Below are 17,385 nucleotides of genomic sequence, written 5' to 3' on the forward strand. Positions count from 1 at the left end.
ATGTCCACCCCACCCACGAAGACCCTGGTGCCTGCAGAGGACCTGCGCACCTTCTCCGCGGCCCTCCTCGAGAAGGGCGGTCTGAGCGCCGAACACGCCCGCACCACCGCCGACGTGTTCGTCTGGGCCGCGCTGCGCGGCGTCGACTCGCACGGCATCGCCCGGGTCCCCGCCTACCTGGACCTGCTGGAGAAGGGCGTCGCCAACGCCGACGCCCGGATCACGGTCGAGTCCACCACCCCGGCCGCGGCCGTCCTGGACGCCGACCGCGCCCCCGGCCCGGTGGCCCTCGGCGCGGCGGCCGACGAGGCCGTGACCAGGGCACGGACGACCGGCATCGCCGCGGTGGGCGTACGCCGCACGGTGCACACCGGCGCGATCGGCTACTACGTGTCGAAGATCGCCGAGCAGGGCCTGGTCGGCATCGGCTTCGTCGCCGGGATGCCGAACATGGGCTACACCGGCGTCAGGGGAGCGGCGGTCGCCACCAGCCCGCTCGCCATCGCCGTCCCCACCGCCTCCTCGTCGGCGCACGCGCCGCTGCTCCTGGACATGGCCACCGCCACCATCGCGCTCGGCAGGATCCGGCAGGCGAAGGCGAGCGGCACCCCGCTGCCGGAAGGTGCGGCCGCCACCGAGGACGGCACCCCGACCACCGATCCGGAGAAGGCGGTCATGCCGCTCCCGCTCGGCGGGGCGAAGGGCTCCGGCATGTCCCTCGCCTTCGAGCTGCTGACCAGCGTGCTCGTGGGGGCGCCGATCCTCGCGTCGTTCCACTCGGACGACCCGGCGGGCCGTGAGCACCGCCAGAACGCCCTGCTCATCGCCGTGGACCCGGCCGCCTTCGGGGGCGCGGACGCCTTCGCCGAGTCCGTGGACGCCACGCTGGACACGCTCAAGGGCCTGCCGGTCGCGGACGGCGCGCAGGGCGTGTTCTACCCGGGCGAGCGCAGTGCCGCCGTGGCCGCCGGCCGCGGGGAGAAGGGCGTCCCGGTGGCGCCGAAGGTGTGGCGCGACCTGACCGAGCGCGCCGGGAAGCTGGGTGTCGCCCTGCCGGAAGCCGCTGGATAGCTGCCGGCGGCGGCCCGGGGCGACGATCCGGGGCGGGCGGGTGGCCGGGTCGCGCCGGTGCGGCGGACGACGCCTTCGGGCCACCCGGGTGGCGTCCGGTGCGGCGGACGCGCCCTCCCGCCCCCTCGTGTCCTCAAGGGGCCTGCGATGTCCCGGCGTCGGTCGCCCGTCGAAGATGACGGGCGATCAGCGCGTAGGTGGTCCGGGCCCTTTCGTCGTCCTTGGTGTCGTAGCCGTGGTCGGCTCCGGCGAGGTCATGGTGCTCGACGAGGGCACCGGCCGCGCCCAGCCGCTCCGCGTACCGCACCGCCTCGTTCCTGAGCAGGTCGTACTCGGCCGTGATGACCAGCGCCGGGGCGATGCCCGTCAGGTCGGCGGTGTCGGAGGCATGGGCGGGCGAGACGAGCCGGTGGGCGCGCTCGCGCGGATCCGGCACGTACGAGGTGTCGAAGATCTCGGCCATCCAGGGCCGCAGCATGGGCTTGGCGACCGCCGCCTTCTTGTCCTTCGCGCTGGTCGCGAGGTCCAGCGGCGGATAGTGCAGCACCTGGAGGGCGATCGCGGGTCCTCCCTGTTCCAGGGCCTGGCGGGCCACGGCCGCCGTGAGTCCGCCGCCCGCGCTCTGTCCGCCCACGGTGAGCCGCCCGCCGTCCCAGCCGTGCTCCGCGCCGTGCTCGGCGACCCAGCGCACCACATCGAAGGCCTGCGTCGGCGGGGCCGGGAACGGGTGCTGCGGGGCGACGACGTACTTCACGTTGACCACGACCACCCCCGCTTCGGCGGCCAGCCACCGGCAGAGCCCGTCGTCGAGTTCCGGCATCGACACGACGTAGCCGCCACCGTGGAAGTTGACGTGGACGGGCGCGGGCGTCGCCGTCCCGGCCGGGGGTGAGTACACCGTGACCTGTGCCGGGGCGACGGAGGTCGGCACCGTCAGCTCACGCACCGTGCGCGGGTACTCCGGGAAACGGGCCTGCCCGTCGGCGGTGGAGCCGGGGCCGCCGGAACGGCGGCCCGCCAGCCCGGTGAGGCCCTGCATCGTCTTGGCGGCGAGGGCGGCCACCGCCGGTCTGGCCAGGAGGGACATGCGCGTTCCGTTCGTCGAGCCGTGCCGTCGATCATCAGGATTCCTGTTGAAGAGAACGGGGCGAAGCTAGCACGGCGGGACCCGCGCGCGCACCGGTCCGTCAGTCGCGCCGGGCCACGATCCGGTACGCGTTGGACACGCCGAGCCGGTGCGAGAGCGGACGCACCGCGAACCGGTCGAGCAGGGTGCCCGCGATCAGCGCCGGGATCCCGGCGACCAGCAGCGCCCCGCGCAGCGTGCGGCGCAGCGCGCCCGGCGGCTCGGGCAGCCACGGCGCGTCGTCGCGCGGCGCCGCGTGGTCCAGCGCCAGCCATACGGCGGCCAGCAGGTCGACCGGGTCGTGCGGCTCGGCGTGCTGCTCCGCCACCACCGTGAAGCCCAGCCGCGTGAGCCGTTCCCGCAGATTGGCCACCGGCACGAAGTGCAGGTGCTGCGGCTGGAGCCAGGGCAGCCACCAGCGGCCCAGCAGCCGCGCGTAGCGGCTCTCGGGGTCCGGCACCTCGATGAGGAGGTGGCCGCCGGGCCGCACCGTCCCGTGCGCGGCGCGCAGTTCGCGGTCGGGGTCGGTGCTGTGCTCCAGGTAGTGGAACATGCTCACCACGTCGTAGCGGGCGACGAGTTCGGGTGCCAGCTCGGGGAACGCGCCCCGGTAGCCGTGTGCCACCCGGCCCTCCCGCTCGGCGAGTTCGACGCCGTCGGTGAAGTCCAGCCCGTCGAACGTCGTCCCGGGCAGCACCTCCCGGGCGGCCGCGCAGAAGTGACCGTGCCCGGTGCCGACGTCCAGCCAGGTCTTCGGCGCGGGGTCGTGCGCCAGCATGGACCCGGCCCGCCCCCGGTACATCTTCGTCCGGCCCCCGAAGGTGTCCCCGAGCTTCTTCTCGCCCAGCCCGTCGTAGAAGTCCCGGTAGTAGAACTCCAGGCCCTCGGCGCTCAGCCGCGGGTTCTGGAAGGTGTGCCCGCAGCCCTCGCAGCGGTCCAGGACGAAGCGGCCCGGCTTGTGCTGGAGCAGGTCGGTGGTGCGCAGCCGGGTGGTCAGCGCCGCCGAGCCGCACCACGGGCAGGTGGTGCGGCGGGGCTCGAAGAAGCGGTCCAGGCCGGCGGCGATGTCCGCCCGGTAGGCGGGACGCGCTGCGGCGATCCGCTCGGCGGGCTTGCTCTCTTCGCTCATCTGAACTCCCTGGCCAGGTCTTCGAGATGGGTCGCGGCGGCGGACGAACCGCCCGCGGCGCGGAACGCCGTACGGATCCGGTCGGCGGCGGCGCGGTGTCCGGGCTCGTCCAGCACGGAGTCGACGGCCGCGCCCAGCTGCCGCGCGGTGACCCGGCCGAACCGCACCCGCACCCCGGCTCCCGCGTCGGTGACCTGCCCGGCCACGACCGGCTGGTCGTCGCGGATCGGGGCCACGACCAGCGGGACCCCGTGCCACAGGGCCTCGCACACGCTGTTGTGCCCGGCATGGCAGACCACCGCTCCGGTCCCCCTCTCCAGCCTTTCCAGCAGGGCGAGTTGAGGTATCGACGGCAGGATCAGCACGTCCTTGTCGCCGCCCCGCGGCTCCAGCGTGCCGCCCGGGTCGACGATCACGCCCTGCACCCGGTCGGCCCGCTCCAGCAGCACATCCCGGCAGACCTCGAGGAACCGCCCGCCGACGTCGGTGTTCGCGGTGCCGAGCGTGACCAGCACGGTGGCGCGGCCGCCGTCGAGCCACTCCCAGGGGAAGCCGGCGGCGGACGGCCGGGCCGTGATCGACGGGCCCACCCAGCGCACGCCCTCGTGCGCGTCGCCCGCCAACTCCGGTGTGCTGAAGGCCAGGACGAGATGCGGCGAGAAGCGCGGATCGGCGACGCCCGCCGGATCGCCGATCGCGGACCGCAGTGCGGCCAGCCGCCGGTCGAGCCACTCCCCGACCTTGGGCAGCCCGGCGAGGGGGTCCGTGAACTCGGCCGAGGTGGTCGCAGAGGTCGCCCACGGCAGGCCCAGCCGCTCCGCGACCAGCGCGCCGGCGAAGGCCTGCTGGTCGGCGACGACGACGTCCGGCCGGAACTCCTCGACGGCCGCCCGCACACCCGGCGCCATCGCCTCGGCGAGCGGCAGCAGGTACCACTCCCACAGGAACTTCAGGGCCTGCGGACCGCGCAGGTCGGCGGGCCGCTCACCGGGCGGCGCCCCGCCGCAGGCGAACACCGCCCCGGCCCCCGGGCCCGCCAGCCGGCCGACCAGCTCCGGATCGGCGCAGGCCCACGCCACCCGGTGGCCCCGTGCGGTGAGTTCGGCGGCGACGCCGACGGCCGGGTTGACGTGACCCACCAACGGCGGCACGACGAACAGGAACCGGCTCACCCCGCCGCCTCCGCCGCCACCCGCCCGGCCTCGTCGACGAGGGACAGGATGTGCCCGCCGACCGTCCCCGAGGCCTCCACGAGGACCGAGTGCTCATGCCCCGGGATCACCACGGTCCGGCAGTCCGGCAGCACCGCCCGCAGCCAGGGCGCCAGTTCGGCCAGGTCGGAGTCGGCGCCGTACAGGCCGAGCACCGGGCAGCGCACCGCGGCTATCCGGTCGTCCGTCAGCACCCGGCTGGCCGGGATGTCCCGGCCGAGGGAGGTCTCCCGCGCGAGCCGGGCCGCGCCCTTGGCCAGGCGGGCCGTGTTGTGGCCGCGGTTCGCGGTGATCCAGGCGATCGCGTCGGACTCGTTGTGGGCGAGCTGGGTCACGACCCGGTCCAGGATCCCGCCGAGCTTCACCGCCCAGGCGGCGGTGGCCGGTTCGGACTCGACGAGGCTGACGCTCGCCGCGCGCTCGGGGTGACGGGCCGCGTAGCCGAACGCGATCGTGCCGCCGTAGGAGTTGCCGACCAGGTGGACCGGACCGGTCACCCCGAGCCGGTCGAGCAGCGCCTCCAGGTCGTCGACGTTGTCGTCCAGCGTGTAGCCCGCGGTGGGGCGCTCGCTGCGGCCGTGGCCCCGAAGGTCGTACATGACGACGTCGAGGCCCGCGGCCGCGAACGCCGGGGCGACGGTGAAGTAGTAGCTGGCCAGGCTGTCGGTCAGCAGACCGTGCACCAGGACCACGGTGGCGGTGGCCGGCCGGCCCTGCCGGGGGCCGATCCGCTGTACGTGCAACCGGACGGAGCCGGTGTCGACCATCGCCATGGCTCAGCTCGCCTCCGCGGCCTTCAGACTCGTCACGACGTACTCGACGAGCCGTCCGACGGTCAGTTCGATGATCTCGTCGAACTCCATGCCGGCCAGGAACTCGGCGAAGTTGACCCGGTCGCCGTACCGCTCCTGGAGCAGGCCGGCCAGGGTGACCAGGTCGATGCTCTCCAGCTCCAGGTCGCGGTTGAAGGTGGTCTGCAGGTCGATCTCCATGTCGTCGAGGCCGTACTCGTCCTGCAGGAGTTGCGTGAGCATGCCGGTGAGATCGGCCAGGACGGACGTCTCGTCGGCGGTGACGGGGGTGTGGGGGGTGGGGGGTGTCATCGGGCGTCGTACTCCTCTGCGGTCGGGTGTCCCGTCGTCCAGGCCACCACGTACGAACGGTCGGGCAGCCGGGGCGGGTTGGCGGCCGGTGCGCAGTGCACGGGGTAGGCGCGTTCGAGGCGGCCCGCGACGGTCAGCCGGTCGCCGGCCGGTGTCGCGTCGAGCACCGTGAAGTCCCTCGGCCTGCCGTCGAATCCGGTGCCCTCCGCCTTGGCGACGGCCTCCTTCGCCGCCCAGAAGCGGGTGAACCACAGGGCCTCGGAGCCGCCGGAGCCGTCCGACAGGGCGCGCAGCAGCCGTAGTTCGTCCTCGCCGAGGGCGGCGGCGAGGGTCTGCGGGGTGCGGTCGGTGACCTCCTCGATGTCGATCCCCGGGCCGGGGCCCGGCGTGTGCGGCCGGACGATCGCGACGCCCGCCTCCGCGCAGTGGGCCAGCGAGACGTCCAGCGCAGGCAGGACGCGCCCGTGCACGCCGGTGACGTACGGCCGCCCGACTTCGTCGTTGCGCACCCGCAGCTCGGCCGGGAAGACCGGGCCCTCGCCCCGGTCCCACAGCCACTGCCGTACCGCGTCCTTCACCGCGATCCGGCCCAGCAGCCACTGCCGGCGCCCGCGCGGCGCGTGCTCCGCGTACTGCGAACGCTCCGCTCCGCCCAGGGAGTTGCGCATGATCAGCTCACGGGACGCCAGGTCAGGCCACCGCTCGTGCAGCAGCTGCCAGCCGCCCGGACGGGTCTCGGACAGGGTGTGGCGCTCCGGGAAGCGCTCGACGGGCCGGGTCTTCGGGTCGTTGTCGAACCGGCGGTCCTGCCAGCCGGACAACTCGGCCCACACCGTGCCCCCGACCGTCAGCTGGACGTCGGCCTCCAGGAAGGCGTCGGTGAGCGAGGTGATCCGCACCAGGCACCCCACCTCGGTCCCCGGCGCCGGATGCGGTCCGTGGAAGCGCATCTCCCGCATCCCGACCGGGAAGACGACGGTCCGCTCGGTACGGGTCGCCATGATCCAGTAGCCGAGGAGCTGGCCGACGTTGTCCAGCAGCGCGCCGGGGGCGGCCGGGGTGGTGATCACCCCGCGGACGTGGCGGTCGCCGATCGCCGTGAGTTCGGTGACGCCCTGGAACGCCGGGCCGTGGAACATCCAGCGCTCGTCGTAGAGCTGGGCGGCGGTGTGGTCCGGGGCGCGCTCGGCGCCGGGGTCGACGGGCCACGGGGCGGGCGGCGGTGGGTGGGCGGCGGCCAGTTCGACGGTGGCGCGGGCCCGGGGGCCGAAGGACACGGCCAGCCGGTCGGGGCCTTCGGATGTCACGGTCACCGGCACGTCGACGGCGGGGGTGGCGGTGAGCCACTCCTCGAACCGCGCGCCGTGCACGGCGACCGGCACCGTGCCGGGGGCCGAGTCCCGCGCCGCGTCCGCCGCCGCGGCCACGATGTGCTGCACGATCGTCGTCGCCGGGACGACCGGCCACCGGTCGGCGACCTCGGGCCAGCCGGGCCGCTGGGGGAAGAAGCAGTGGTCCAGCAGGTAGGGCATGGCGTCGGGGGAGACATGGACGCCGGTGTGCCACGGGCCGGTCCGCCGTGCGGCCGCGGGAGCGCCGGCCCTCGCGGTCATGAGGGTGGCCGCGGTGTCCGCCGTCTCGTGGAGCAGTGCGGACAGTTCGGCGGCCATCGGCGAACCCCCGGCCAGGGCGTCCAGCGGCGACGGACCGGCGGGGCCCGCCGCACGGACCGGCGCGCGCAGCTCGGCCCGCAGTGCGGTGAGCCGCTGCGGCGCGAGGGACACCAGGGCGCCGCCGAGGTCCAGACGCACCGGCGGCCGCGCCGCCCGCGCGGTCGCGACGGGCGCCGGGGAGAGCCCGAAGGAAGGCGTCGGAGAGGGCCCGAGGGAGGGCGCCACCGCCGCCCCCGCCGTCCACAGCGCGGTGGCCACCCGGCGGAGCTGGGCGAGGCCCGTGCGGTGGGGGGAGTTGGCGGCGACGACCAGGTGGTCCCGGCCGCCCAGGGTGTCCCCGACGAGGGAGCCGAGCTGACCCGGGCCGACCTGGACGTACACCCGGTGTCCGGCCGCGTACAGCGCCTCGGTCAGTTGCCGGAAGCGGACGGGTTCCAGCAGATGGCGCACGAACAGGGAACGTATCCCCGCCTCGTCCTCGGGGAAGGGCGCGGCGGTCGTCCCCGACCAGACGGGGGTGTGCGGCGGATACAGCCGGAACCGGTCGGCGGCCTCCTCGATCGGGCCGAGATGCGGTTCCAGCATCGGCGTGTGGAAGCCCGACCGGAACGGCAGCACCTGGCTGAGGACACCCTGGGCGCGGAAGGTCCGTACGAACTCCTCGACCGCCGCTTCCGGTCCGCACACCATCGACTGGCCGGGCGCGTTGTCGTGGGAGAGCACCAGGCCCGCCGTGGCGCCGCCCCCGTCCCGCAGGGCGGCCAGGACCCGCTCGGCGGAAGCGCCGATCGCCCCGAAGGCCAGCCCCGGAACCGATACCGAGTCGGGGTCGAAGTCCGCCATGAACGCGTCGACCTCGTCCCCGGAGTACAGCCCGGCCGTCGCCATCGCCGTCCACTCGCCCACGCTGTGCCCGGCGACCGCGGCCGGCACGATCCCGCTGCGCCGCAGCGCGGCGTCGAGCAGCCGGCCGACGGCGACCACACCGAAACCGTGGCGGCCCACGTCACCGGTCCGGTCCCCGGCGACGGACAGGGTGGGCAGACCGAAGTGGGCGGCCACGTCGTCGACCTGCGGAGTGAAGTCGCCCTCCAGGCCGGGGAACAGGAACGCGGGTCCGCCCCGGTCGGCGCCCAGCAGGGGGCTCGGCCGGAACCAGACGTCACTGCGGCCGTGCCAGGCGCGCCGCTTGCCGACCGTGCGGCGGGCCAGGGCGAGCCGCTTCGCGGTCGGGTCGACGATGCCCAGGCGGACCGGTCCCGCGGCCGGGTGCGGATGCGAGGGGGCGAGTCCGGCGGCCCGTACGGTGTGGTCGTCGACGTCCAGGAGGGCGGCGAGACGCGCGGGGGAGTCGGCGGCGAGCAGCAGGACCCGCTCGGGTTCGGTGACCGCCAGGACCGGACGGGGCGGGGTGGTCGCGCGGGGTCCACGGGCCCCGGGCGCCTCCTCCAGCACCACGTGCGCGTTGATCCCGCCGAACCCGAACGCGTTGACGGCGGCCCGGCGTACGGGCTGCCGCTCGCTGGTCTCCCAGTCGGCCGCCTTCTCCAGGGTGCGGAACCGGGTGCGGGCCAGGGCGGGGTGCGGGTCGTCGCAGTGCAGCGTCGGGAGCAGCGTGCCGTGGTGGACGGCGAGCGCGGCCTTGACGAGGCCGGCCACCCCGGCGGCGGGCATGGTGTGCCCGATCATCGACTTGACCGACCCCAGCACCGCTTCACCGTCGCCGGGTCCGAACACCTCGGCGAGGGTGGTCAGTTCGGCCGCGTCACCCGCCGGGGTCGCGGTGCCGTGCGCCTCCAGCAGACCGATCGAACCGTGCTCGGCCGGGTCGAGACCGGCGGCCCGCCACGCCTGCCGGACGGCCTGCGCCTGACCGCTCGGGTCGGGGTTGACCAGCCCCGCGGCCCGGCCGTCACTGGCCACCCCGGTGCCGCGGATCACGGCGTAGATCCGGTCGCCGTCGCGCTCGGCGTCGGCCAGCCGCTTGAGGACGACGACGCCCGTCCCCTCGCCGATCAGGATGCCGTCGGCTTCCCGGTGGAAGGGGCGGCTGCGCTGGCTGGGGGAGAGGGCGCGGAGCTGGGAGAAGACGCTCCACAGCGTGATGTCGTGGCAGTGGTGGACGCCTCCCGCGAGCATCAGGTCGCAGCGCCCGGAGCCGAGTTCGGCCACCGCCTGGTCCACGGCGACCAGCGAGGACGCGCAGGCCGCGTCCACGGTGTACGCCGGGCCGCGCAGGTCCAGCCGGTTGGCGATCCGGGAGGCGGCGAGGTTGGGCACCAGGCCGATCGCCGACTCGGGACTGTCCGGACCGAGCCGCTCGGTGAACGCCGCCCGTACGCGGCCGAGTTGGTCGGACGTGAGGTCGGGCAGCAACTCGCCGAGCGTGCGCACGAGTTGGCCGGCCGTCCGGACCCGCTGGTCGAGCCGGACCAGGCCGGGACCGAGATAGCCGCCCCGGCCGAGGACGACGCCGACGCGCCCTCGGTCGGGGAGCCGCTCCGGGCCGCCCGCGTCGTCCAGGGCGGCCGAGGCCACGTGCAGGGCGATCAGCTGGTCCGGCTCGGTCCCGGCCACCGAGTGGGGCATGATCCCGAACCGGGTGACCTCCACCTCCGCCAGCCCGTCCACGAACCCGCCCCGCCGTGCGTACACCCGGTCCGCGACGGCCGGTTCGGAGGCGCTGCCGGGACGGTAGTACTCGGCGTCCCAGCGGCCCTCGGGCACCTCGCCGATCGCGTCCACGCCGTCCCGCAGGTTGCGCCAGTACGCGTCCAGGTCGGCGGCGCCCGGCAGCAGGACCGCCATGCCGACGATGGCGACGGGCCGGTGACGTGCGGCCACGGCCGCCGTCACCAGCCCGAGGCGGTGTGGACGACGGCCGTGGCGGACTCCTCGCCCCAGGCCAGCTCCCGCAGCAGCGCCGCGGTGCCCTCCTCGGGATCGATCAGCCGGATGCCGCGCCGGGCGTACTCCCGGGCCAGCTCCACCCCCACCATGCCGGCGTGCCCGGCCGCGGGCGCCCACGGCCCCCAGTGCACGGTCACCGCGCGGTGCCCGGTACGGGCGGCGAAGGCCGCGCCGAGGGTCTCCAGCGCGTCGTTGGCGGCGGCGTAGTCCACCTGGCCCCGGTTGCCGAGGACGGCCGAGATCGAGCCGAACAGCACGGTGAACGCGGGTGCGGCGGGGAGTTCCTCCAGGGCAGTGAGCAGGGCGTCCGCGCCGGTCGCCTTGGTGCCGTAGACGCGCTGGAAGGACTCGGCGCTCTTCTCCGCGACGAGCCGGTCCTCGATCACCCCGGCCGCGTGCACCACGCCGTCCAGCCGGCCGTGCTCGGCGTGGATCTCCTTCACCGCCTGGAGCACCGCCCCGGGTTCCCGGAAGTCGACGGAGCGGTAGCGGGCCCGGCCGCCGAGCGCCGTGAGTTCGGCGAGGGTGGCGGTGATCTCCCGCTGGGCCAGCAGGAGTTCGGCGGCACGGTTGATCTCCGTCGGCTTCCTGCCGCCGCGCGCGGCGAGTGCGGCACGCAGCTCGGCCGGAGTGCGGGCGGCAGCGGTGTCCGCGGCCTCGGGGCCGTCCGGCGCGGGGGTCCGGCCGAGCAGCTCCAGACGGCAGCGGGCGGCACGGGCGAGCGCGGCGGCGAACTGCGCGGTGATGCCCCGCGCCCCGCCCGCGAGCAGGACCACCGAGTCCCGGTCCAGTCCGAGCGCCGCCGCCTCGGCGGCACCGTCCCCGGCCGGTCCGGCGCCCGTGCTGCCGAGTGCGCCGAGCGGCGCCTCCACCAGCTCGAAGCCGTGCCGTCCCGTCGCCGTCCGCAGGACGACCGGGGTGCGGTCCGGCGCGACGGCCTCCGCGACCACGGCGTCCGCGACGGCGGACGGCGAGGCGTCGGAGAGGTCGACGACCCGGGCGACCAGCTCCGGATACTCACGTGCCACCGTCCGGAACAGACCGCGCAGCCCGGCGGTGCGGGGATCGGGTGTACCGCCGTCGGCGGTCCGCACGGCCAGCAGCCAGCGCGGGCCGCGTGCCAGGGCCGCCTTCAGGACCGGGAACGCGTCCGGCAGGACGGGGCCGTCGTCGGCGCCGTCGAGGGCGCCGAGGTACAGCACGCCGTCGACCGGCCCGTCCGCCTCGGTCAGGACGTGGTCCCGGGCCCGTACGGCGACGTCGGCGCCGTGGGACACCAGCCGGGCCGCCGCCTCCGGGGCTTCCCCGAGGAGGATCCAACGGGTCCCGGCGAGCGCGGTGGAGGGGACGGCGGCAGGGGCGGGCAAGGCGTCGGTTCCGGCGTCGAGCAGGACCGGCCGCAGCACATGCCTGCGGGGCGGCTCCCCGGTCACCTCCTGAGCGGCCTGCCCAGGCGTTGCGGGCCCGGTGGCCGGTGTCGCCACCGCTGCTGCCACCGTCGGGTCGGGCTCTGCGGTGGGCGCGGGGGCGGCCGGTCCGCCCAGCCTGGCGGTCAGCCAGTCGGTCACCGCGGCGGCCGTACGCGCCTTCGCCAGCTCCTCCAGCTCGTCGTCGTCCATCGACGCGAGGTCCGCGCCCGCCCCGGCACCCAGACGTCGGGCCAACTCGCCCGCGATCTCGGCCCGTTTGATGGAGTCGATGCTGAGGTCGGCCTCGAGGTCGAGGTCCGGCTCGATCATGTCGACGGGGTAGCCGGTGCGCTCACTGATGATCTCCAGGACGACCTGCTGGACATCGACGGGCCCGGTGGCCGGGGACGGCGCGGAGTCCCCGGTCGGTTCCGCCGTCGCGGCGGCCACCGCCGGTTGTGTCGTGGGGAGTTCGGGCACCGCCTGGATCACCTGCGGCACGGCCGCCACGGGCGCCGCGGGCGGAGCGCCCGCGGTGGCGCCGAAGTAGGTGAGCAGTACGTCCCGTTGGGCGGCGATCATCTCCCGGCTGGTGCGCAGGAATTCGGAGACGAGCGCGTCCCGGTCGGACGGGACGCCGTGCGGGGGATTCGTCGTCACAGTCGCCACGGTCCTCTCGAGGGGTTCCACGACTCGTCGGGCCGGTGCGAGCGCACCGGGAAGGAGGGCGCCGGCGGCGGTACGGACCAGCTGTCCGTCGACCGTCCAGCCGGGCCGCTTCGGCACGGGGGTGCGTACCGCGTCGACCGCGTCCCGGCCGCGCAGCAGCCACCCGGCGCGTACCGGCAGGCCCGCGACGGCGAGCCGGGCCAGCGCGTCGAGCCAGCCGTGCAGACCGCCGCCGGGGCGGGGCTCGCAGGCCACCGTGCGGTGTGGACGGTCGCCGAGGATCTGCCCCACCAGCCGCGTCAGCACCGACCCGGGACCGGCCTCGACGAAGATCCGCGCGCCCGCCGCGTACATCGCCTCGATCTGCTCGGCGAAGGCGACCGGGGCGCCGATCTGGGCGGCGAGTTCGGTCCGTACGCCGTCCGCGTCGGCGGGATACGGCGCGGCCGTGCGGTTGGACCACACCGGGAACTCGGGCGTGTGCACCGGCCGGGCCGCGAGTGCCTCGGCGAAACGGTCGGCGGCACCGGCGACCAGCGGGCTGTGGAAGGCGCAGGCCACGGCGATCCGCTTGGCACCGACACCGGCCTCGCGCAGCAGCCGTACGGTGTCGGCGACGGCGTCCGAGGGGCCCGAGATCACCGTCTGCTCGGGCGAGTTGCGGTTGGCGACGACCACGGAGTCCGGTGCCCGCACCGCCTCCAGGGCCCGCGTCACCTTGTCGGCACCGGCCGCGACGGCGGCCATGGTGCCGGGATCCCCACCGGCGGACCCCGCGGACCCGGCGGACCCCGCGGACCCGGCGGACCCCGCGGACCCGGCGGACCCCGCGGATCCGGCTGCCCCGGCGGCTTCGAGGATCGCCGTCGCCCGTTCCGCGCTCAGGTCCAGCAGTGTCTCGGGGCTCAGCGCGCCGGCCGCGCAGAGGGCGACCAGCTCGCCGTAGCTGTGTCCGGCGGCCATGTCCGGCCGTACCCCGGCCGCGGTGAGCACGGCGTGCGCGGCGAGTCCGGCGACGCCGAGGGCCGGCTGTGCCACCCGGGTGTCGGTCAGCGCGGCCTGCTGACGGTCGCGTTCCGCGTCGTCGAAGGCGGCCGGCGGATACAGGGTGTCGGCGTGGGCGCGTCCGAGTTCCAGGTAGGGCCGCAGCTCGGGGAAGGTGACGAACAGGTCCGCGAGCATGCCGGTGCGCTGGCTGCCCTGGCCGGGGAAGAGGAAGGCGACCTTGGAATGCCCGGAGTCGTCCTGGGGGTCGTCCGGTCCGGCCCGGTGGATCCCGCGTGCCGGGTCGTGCTCGGCCGGACCGGCCGACACCCGTCGCAACTTGCCGACCAGATCGTCCACGTCCGTCGCCACGACCGCGACCTGCGCCGGTTCACCGCTCGCGTCCGACCGCCGGGCGGCGCCGAGCGCCAGGTCCCGCAGCCGCCACGGCCGGCCCTCCGCCTCCGCGGCCCTGAGGAGTTCGTCCACCGCACGGCCGGCCGCGGCGGCGTCCCGTCCACGGAAGACGAACAGTTCGGCCGGCCAGGCGTCCGCGCCCCGTACCGGCGGCACGCCGCCGGCGTAGGCACTCAGCACCACATGGAAGTTGGTGCCACCGAAGCCGAACGCGCTGACCCCGGCGACGCGTTCCTCGGGAGGCGCCGCCCAGGGCCGGGCCTGTGCGTGGAACGCGAAGGGGCTGCTCTCCCGGTCCCAGGCCGCGTTGGGGGCCTCGACGTGCAGCGTGGGCGGCCGGACGCCGGTGTGCAGGGCGAGCAGTGTCTTGATCAGCCCGGCGAGTCCGGCGGCGCACTTGGTGTGCCCGATCTGCGACTTCACCGAGCCGATCGCACAGCCGCCCGGTTCCGCCCCGGCCTCGCCGAACACCTCGCTGAGGATGCGCAGTTCGGTGCGGTCGCCCACCACCGTCCCGGTGCCGTGCGCCTCGAGGAGACCCACGTCGGCCGGGGAGACGCCCGCGTTGCGGTAGGCGCGTTCCAGGGCCGAGCGCTGGCCCTCTGGCCTGGGCGCCGTGAGTCCGAGCGAGCGGCCGTCGCTGGAGGAGCCGAGGCCCTTGATCACGCCGTAGATCCGGTCGCCGTCACGTTCGGCGTCCGCGAGCCGCTTCAGGACGACGCAGGCCACGCCCTCGCCGAGTGCGATGCCGTCCGCCGAACCGTCGAAGGCGCGGGAGCGGCCGGTCGGGGACAGGGCGTGCACGGAGGAGAAGAGGACGTAGTCGTTGATGCCGTTGTGCAGGTCGGCGCCGCCGCAGAGCACCACGTCGGAGGTACCGCCGACGAGTTCCTTGCAGGCGACGTCCACCGCGGCCAGCGAGGAGGCGCAGGCGGCGTCGACGGTGTAGTTCGCGCCGCCGAGGTCGAGCCGGTTGGCGATCCGCCCGGAGATGACGTTGGCGAGCATGCCGGGGAAGGAGTCCTCGGTGAGCTGCGGGAGCTGGTCGTCCAGGCCCGCCGGGACGCTGCCGTAGTACGAGGGCAGGACCGCCCTCAGCGTGGCCGCGTTCGACAGGTCGCTGCCCGCTTCCGCGCCGAACACCACCGAGGTGCGGGAGCGGTCGAACTCCCGCCCCCCTTCGCCGTATCCGGCGTCCTCCAGGGCGCGCCGGGCCGCCTCCAGGGACAGCAGCTGCACCGGCTCGACGCTGCCGAGCGACGTGGGCGGGATGCCGTACCGCAGGGGGTCGAAGGGGATGCGGGGCATGAAGCCGCCCCACTTGGACGGGGTGGACCCGCCGTGGTGGACGGCCGGGTCCCAGCGGTCGGCCGGGACCTCGCCCACCGCGTCCACGCCCCCGACCACGTTCGCCCAGAAGGTGGGCAGGTCGGGTGCCTGCGGGAACATGCACGCCATGCCGACGACGGCGATGTCGAGCGGGGCCGGGGCGGCCGGCTCCCGGACCGTCTCCTCCCGGCCCAACTCGGCTGCCCGCAGGGTGAGATGCTCGACCGCCCCGGTGGTCACCGAGTCGTGCAGGGCGGCGACCGTGGTGGTCGCCGAGCGCAGCACGGCCACCGCCCCGGCCATGAACATCCCTTCGGCGAGCTGGCGTTGCTCGTCGACGTGGGTGAGGGAGCCGTCGGTGTCCCGGGTGACGCCCTTGCTCGCGAGGCGCAGCCGGCCGACGTTGAGCCGCTCCAGGGCCTCCCAGATCTGTCGGTCCCCGGCGCCCTCGGCCCGCAGCCGGGCCTCCTCGTCGCGGTAGCCGGCGGCGAACGGGCTCGGCACGCACCGGGTGGCGTGTCCCGGCGCCGACTCCAGGAGCGTGGTGCGCTCGGCGGCCATGACCTGTTGCTGGAAGAGCGGCCGGATCGCGCCGCAGGACACGGCTTCTTCGGTGAACAGGTACGCGGTGCCCATCAGCACGCCGACGGCCGCTCCGCGCGCGGTCAGCGGCGCGGCGAGCGCGGCGATCATCGCCGCCGACCGTTCGTCGTGGACCCCGCCCGCGAAGAACACCTCGAGGTCCTCGGCCCGGTGGCCCTCCGACCAGTCCTCCAGGACCGCCAGTTGGGCCTCCCAGAGCGCGAAGCTCGCGCGCGGTCCGACGTGTCCGCCGCACTCCGAGCCCTCGAACACGAACCGGCGGGCCCCGGCCTCCAGGAACTGCCGCAGCAGCCCCGGCGACGGCACGTGCAGGAAGGTCCGGATGCCGTCCCGCTCCAGCGCCTGCGCCTGGGACGGCCGGCCGCCCGCGATGATCGCGTGCGTCGGCCGCAGCTCCCGTACGGCCTCCAGCTGTGCGGCGCGCACGTCCTCCGGCGCGAAGCCGAGCACGCCCACGCCCCAGGGCCGGCCGGCCACCGCGTCCCGGGTCTCGGCGAGCATGGCCCGCGTCCGCGCGCCGTCCGCCAACGCCAGGGCGAGGAAGGGCAGTGCCCCGTCGGCCGCCACGGCCGCGGCGAACGGGGCCCCGTCGCTCACTCTTGTCATCGGCCCCTGGGCGAGGGGGAGCCGGGTGCCGAGCGCCCGGCTCATCGGTGACCCGGCCCGCAGGGCGCGTCCGGCCGTGTCGTCGCGTACGGCGTCCAGGACCGCGTCCCGCACCGCCCGCAGGGTCCGCCGCACGTCACCCCAGCGCTCGGCGAACCGCCCGGCGAGGAAGCCGTCCTGGCCCACCGGGAGCAGCTGTCCGCGCGGATCCTGCGCGCCCAGCAGCGCCGCCACCGCCTGCGGTCCCGCGTCCTCGGGGAGTTGCGGGGCGTCGGGACCGCGCCGCAGCAGGACCCGGTGTCCGGCGAGGACGACGGTCTCCGAGCCGTCCAGGGTGCGCAGCGCCGCGGCGGCGGGTTCGGGCAGCGCGGACTCGGCGAGCAGCGCGAGCTGGCCGTCCAGGACCACGCCTGCCGCACCGCCGGCCACCGCGGCGGCGGCCGTGCGCGGGCCGATGCCGCCGCACGCCCACACCGGGGCGGCCACCTCGGGTACGGCGAGGAGCTGCTGAAGCAGGACGAAGGTGCTCAGTTCGCCGATCCGGCCACCGCTCTCGGCGCCGCGGGCGATCAGGCCGTGCGCCCCGGCGCGTAACGCGTCCCGCGCCCCCGACAGGTCGGTGACCTCGACCAGCACGCGGTAGCGGGCAGCGAGGCCGGCGATCGGCCAGGGCGCGCTGCCGGTCTCCGCGCTCTCCGCCGTCTCCGCGGTCTCCAAGGCCTTCGGGGCCTGTGCCGCCTCCGCGGTCAGGATCACCGTGTGCGGGCCGTCGGGTTCCAGGTCGGCGGGGGTGAGCCGGCAGTGTGCGCCGACCCGGACCCCGAAGGCGCCCGGGGAGGCGCGGCGCAGGCGGGACAGGGCCTCGCGGGCTCTTCGGTCACCGGATCCCAGGTCGAGTACGCCGAGCCCGCCGGCCCGGTTGATCGCCAGGGCGAGCCCGGCATCGGGTTCGCCGAAAGGAGTGATGCCGATGATCATGTCCTCGGAACGCACAGCAGACGTCATGATTCTCCGAATCAAGGGTGAGACTGCACGGTGGGGGGTTCGGGACAGCAATGGCGGCTCACCGGATTCCCGCGGGCAGGGGTCCACCGCGGAACGCCGTTCTAAAGCGCGTGCTCGAAACGCGTTGAAAGGTAGTGCGC

General features: G+C 75.4%; 8 protein-coding genes. 1 reads left to right on the forward strand and 7 read right to left on the reverse strand.

Going from position 1 to position 17,385, the window contains the following annotated elements; all coding sequences use genetic code 11:
• Positions 1-1,071, forward strand: coding sequence for an Ldh family oxidoreductase (locus OG736_RS36920; RefSeq protein ID WP_327186279.1), 1,071 nt, complete (start codon positions 1-3; stop codon positions 1,069-1,071).
• 133 nt (positions 1,072-1,204) lie between these two features.
• Here OG736_RS36920 and OG736_RS36925 read toward each other — a convergent pair whose 3' ends face one another.
• From OG736_RS36925 to OG736_RS36955, 7 genes are all read right to left on the reverse strand, one after another.
• Complete coding sequence (locus tag OG736_RS36925) at positions 1,205-2,158, reverse strand: alpha/beta hydrolase (protein WP_327186280.1); 954 nt, start codon at positions 2,156-2,158, stop codon at positions 1,205-1,207.
• Between the two features lie 100 nt (positions 2,159-2,258).
• On the reverse strand, positions 2,259-3,326 hold the full coding sequence (locus tag OG736_RS36930; protein WP_327186281.1) for a class I SAM-dependent methyltransferase: 1,068 nt from the start codon (positions 3,324-3,326) through the stop codon (positions 2,259-2,261).
• Positions 3,323-4,498: a glycosyltransferase gene (locus OG736_RS36935; RefSeq protein WP_327186282.1), complete on the reverse strand. Its 1,176-nt coding sequence runs from the start codon at positions 4,496-4,498 to the stop codon at positions 3,323-3,325. Before OG736_RS36935 ends, OG736_RS36930 begins: the two co-directional genes overlap by 4 nt.
• Complete coding sequence (locus tag OG736_RS36940; RefSeq protein ID WP_327186283.1) at positions 4,495-5,310, reverse strand: alpha/beta fold hydrolase; 816 nt, start codon at positions 5,308-5,310, stop codon at positions 4,495-4,497. The genes OG736_RS36935 and OG736_RS36940 overlap by 4 nt, the downstream gene beginning before the upstream one ends.
• Before the next feature lie 3 nt (positions 5,311-5,313).
• Positions 5,314-5,640 (reverse strand): acyl carrier protein, encoded by a 327-nt coding sequence (locus tag OG736_RS36945; protein WP_327186284.1) that lies wholly within the window; start codon positions 5,638-5,640, stop codon positions 5,314-5,316.
• Complete coding sequence (locus OG736_RS36950; RefSeq protein ID WP_442817207.1) at positions 5,637-10,121, reverse strand: beta-ketoacyl synthase N-terminal-like domain-containing protein; 4,485 nt, start codon at positions 10,119-10,121, stop codon at positions 5,637-5,639. The genes OG736_RS36945 and OG736_RS36950 overlap by 4 nt, the downstream gene beginning before the upstream one ends.
• A gap of 44 nt (positions 10,122-10,165) precedes the next feature.
• Entirely contained in the window at positions 10,166-17,245 is a 7,080-nt protein-coding gene (locus OG736_RS36955; RefSeq protein ID WP_327186286.1) for an SDR family oxidoreductase, read from the reverse strand.
• Positions 17,246-17,385: the final 140 nt, after the last annotated feature.

It is taken from the genome of Streptomyces sp. NBC_01334 (assembly GCF_035983595.1).
Taxonomy (GTDB): domain Bacteria; phylum Actinomycetota; class Actinomycetes; order Streptomycetales; family Streptomycetaceae; genus Streptomyces; species Streptomyces coriariae.

Coding starts and splice junctions, on each gene's coding strand:
- OG736_RS36920 (WP_327186279.1), top strand. CDS start 1: ATGTCCACCCCACCCACGAAGACCCTGGTGCCTGCAGAGGACCTGCGC.
- OG736_RS36925 (WP_327186280.1), bottom strand. CDS start 2,158: ATGTCCCTCCTGGCCAGACCGGCGGTGGCCGCCCTCGCCGCCAAGACG.
- OG736_RS36930 (WP_327186281.1), bottom strand. CDS start 3,326: ATGAGCGAAGAGAGCAAGCCCGCCGAGCGGATCGCCGCAGCGCGTCCC.
- OG736_RS36940 (WP_327186283.1), bottom strand. CDS start 5,310: ATGGCGATGGTCGACACCGGCTCCGTCCGGTTGCACGTACAGCGGATC.
- OG736_RS36945 (WP_327186284.1), bottom strand. CDS start 5,640: ATGACACCCCCCACCCCCCACACCCCCGTCACCGCCGACGAGACGTCC.
- OG736_RS36950 (WP_442817207.1), bottom strand. CDS start 10,121: ATGGCGGTCCTGCTGCCGGGCGCCGCCGACCTGGACGCGTACTGGCGC.
- OG736_RS36955 (WP_327186286.1), bottom strand. CDS start 17,245: ATGACGTCTGCTGTGCGTTCCGAGGACATGATCATCGGCATCACTCCT.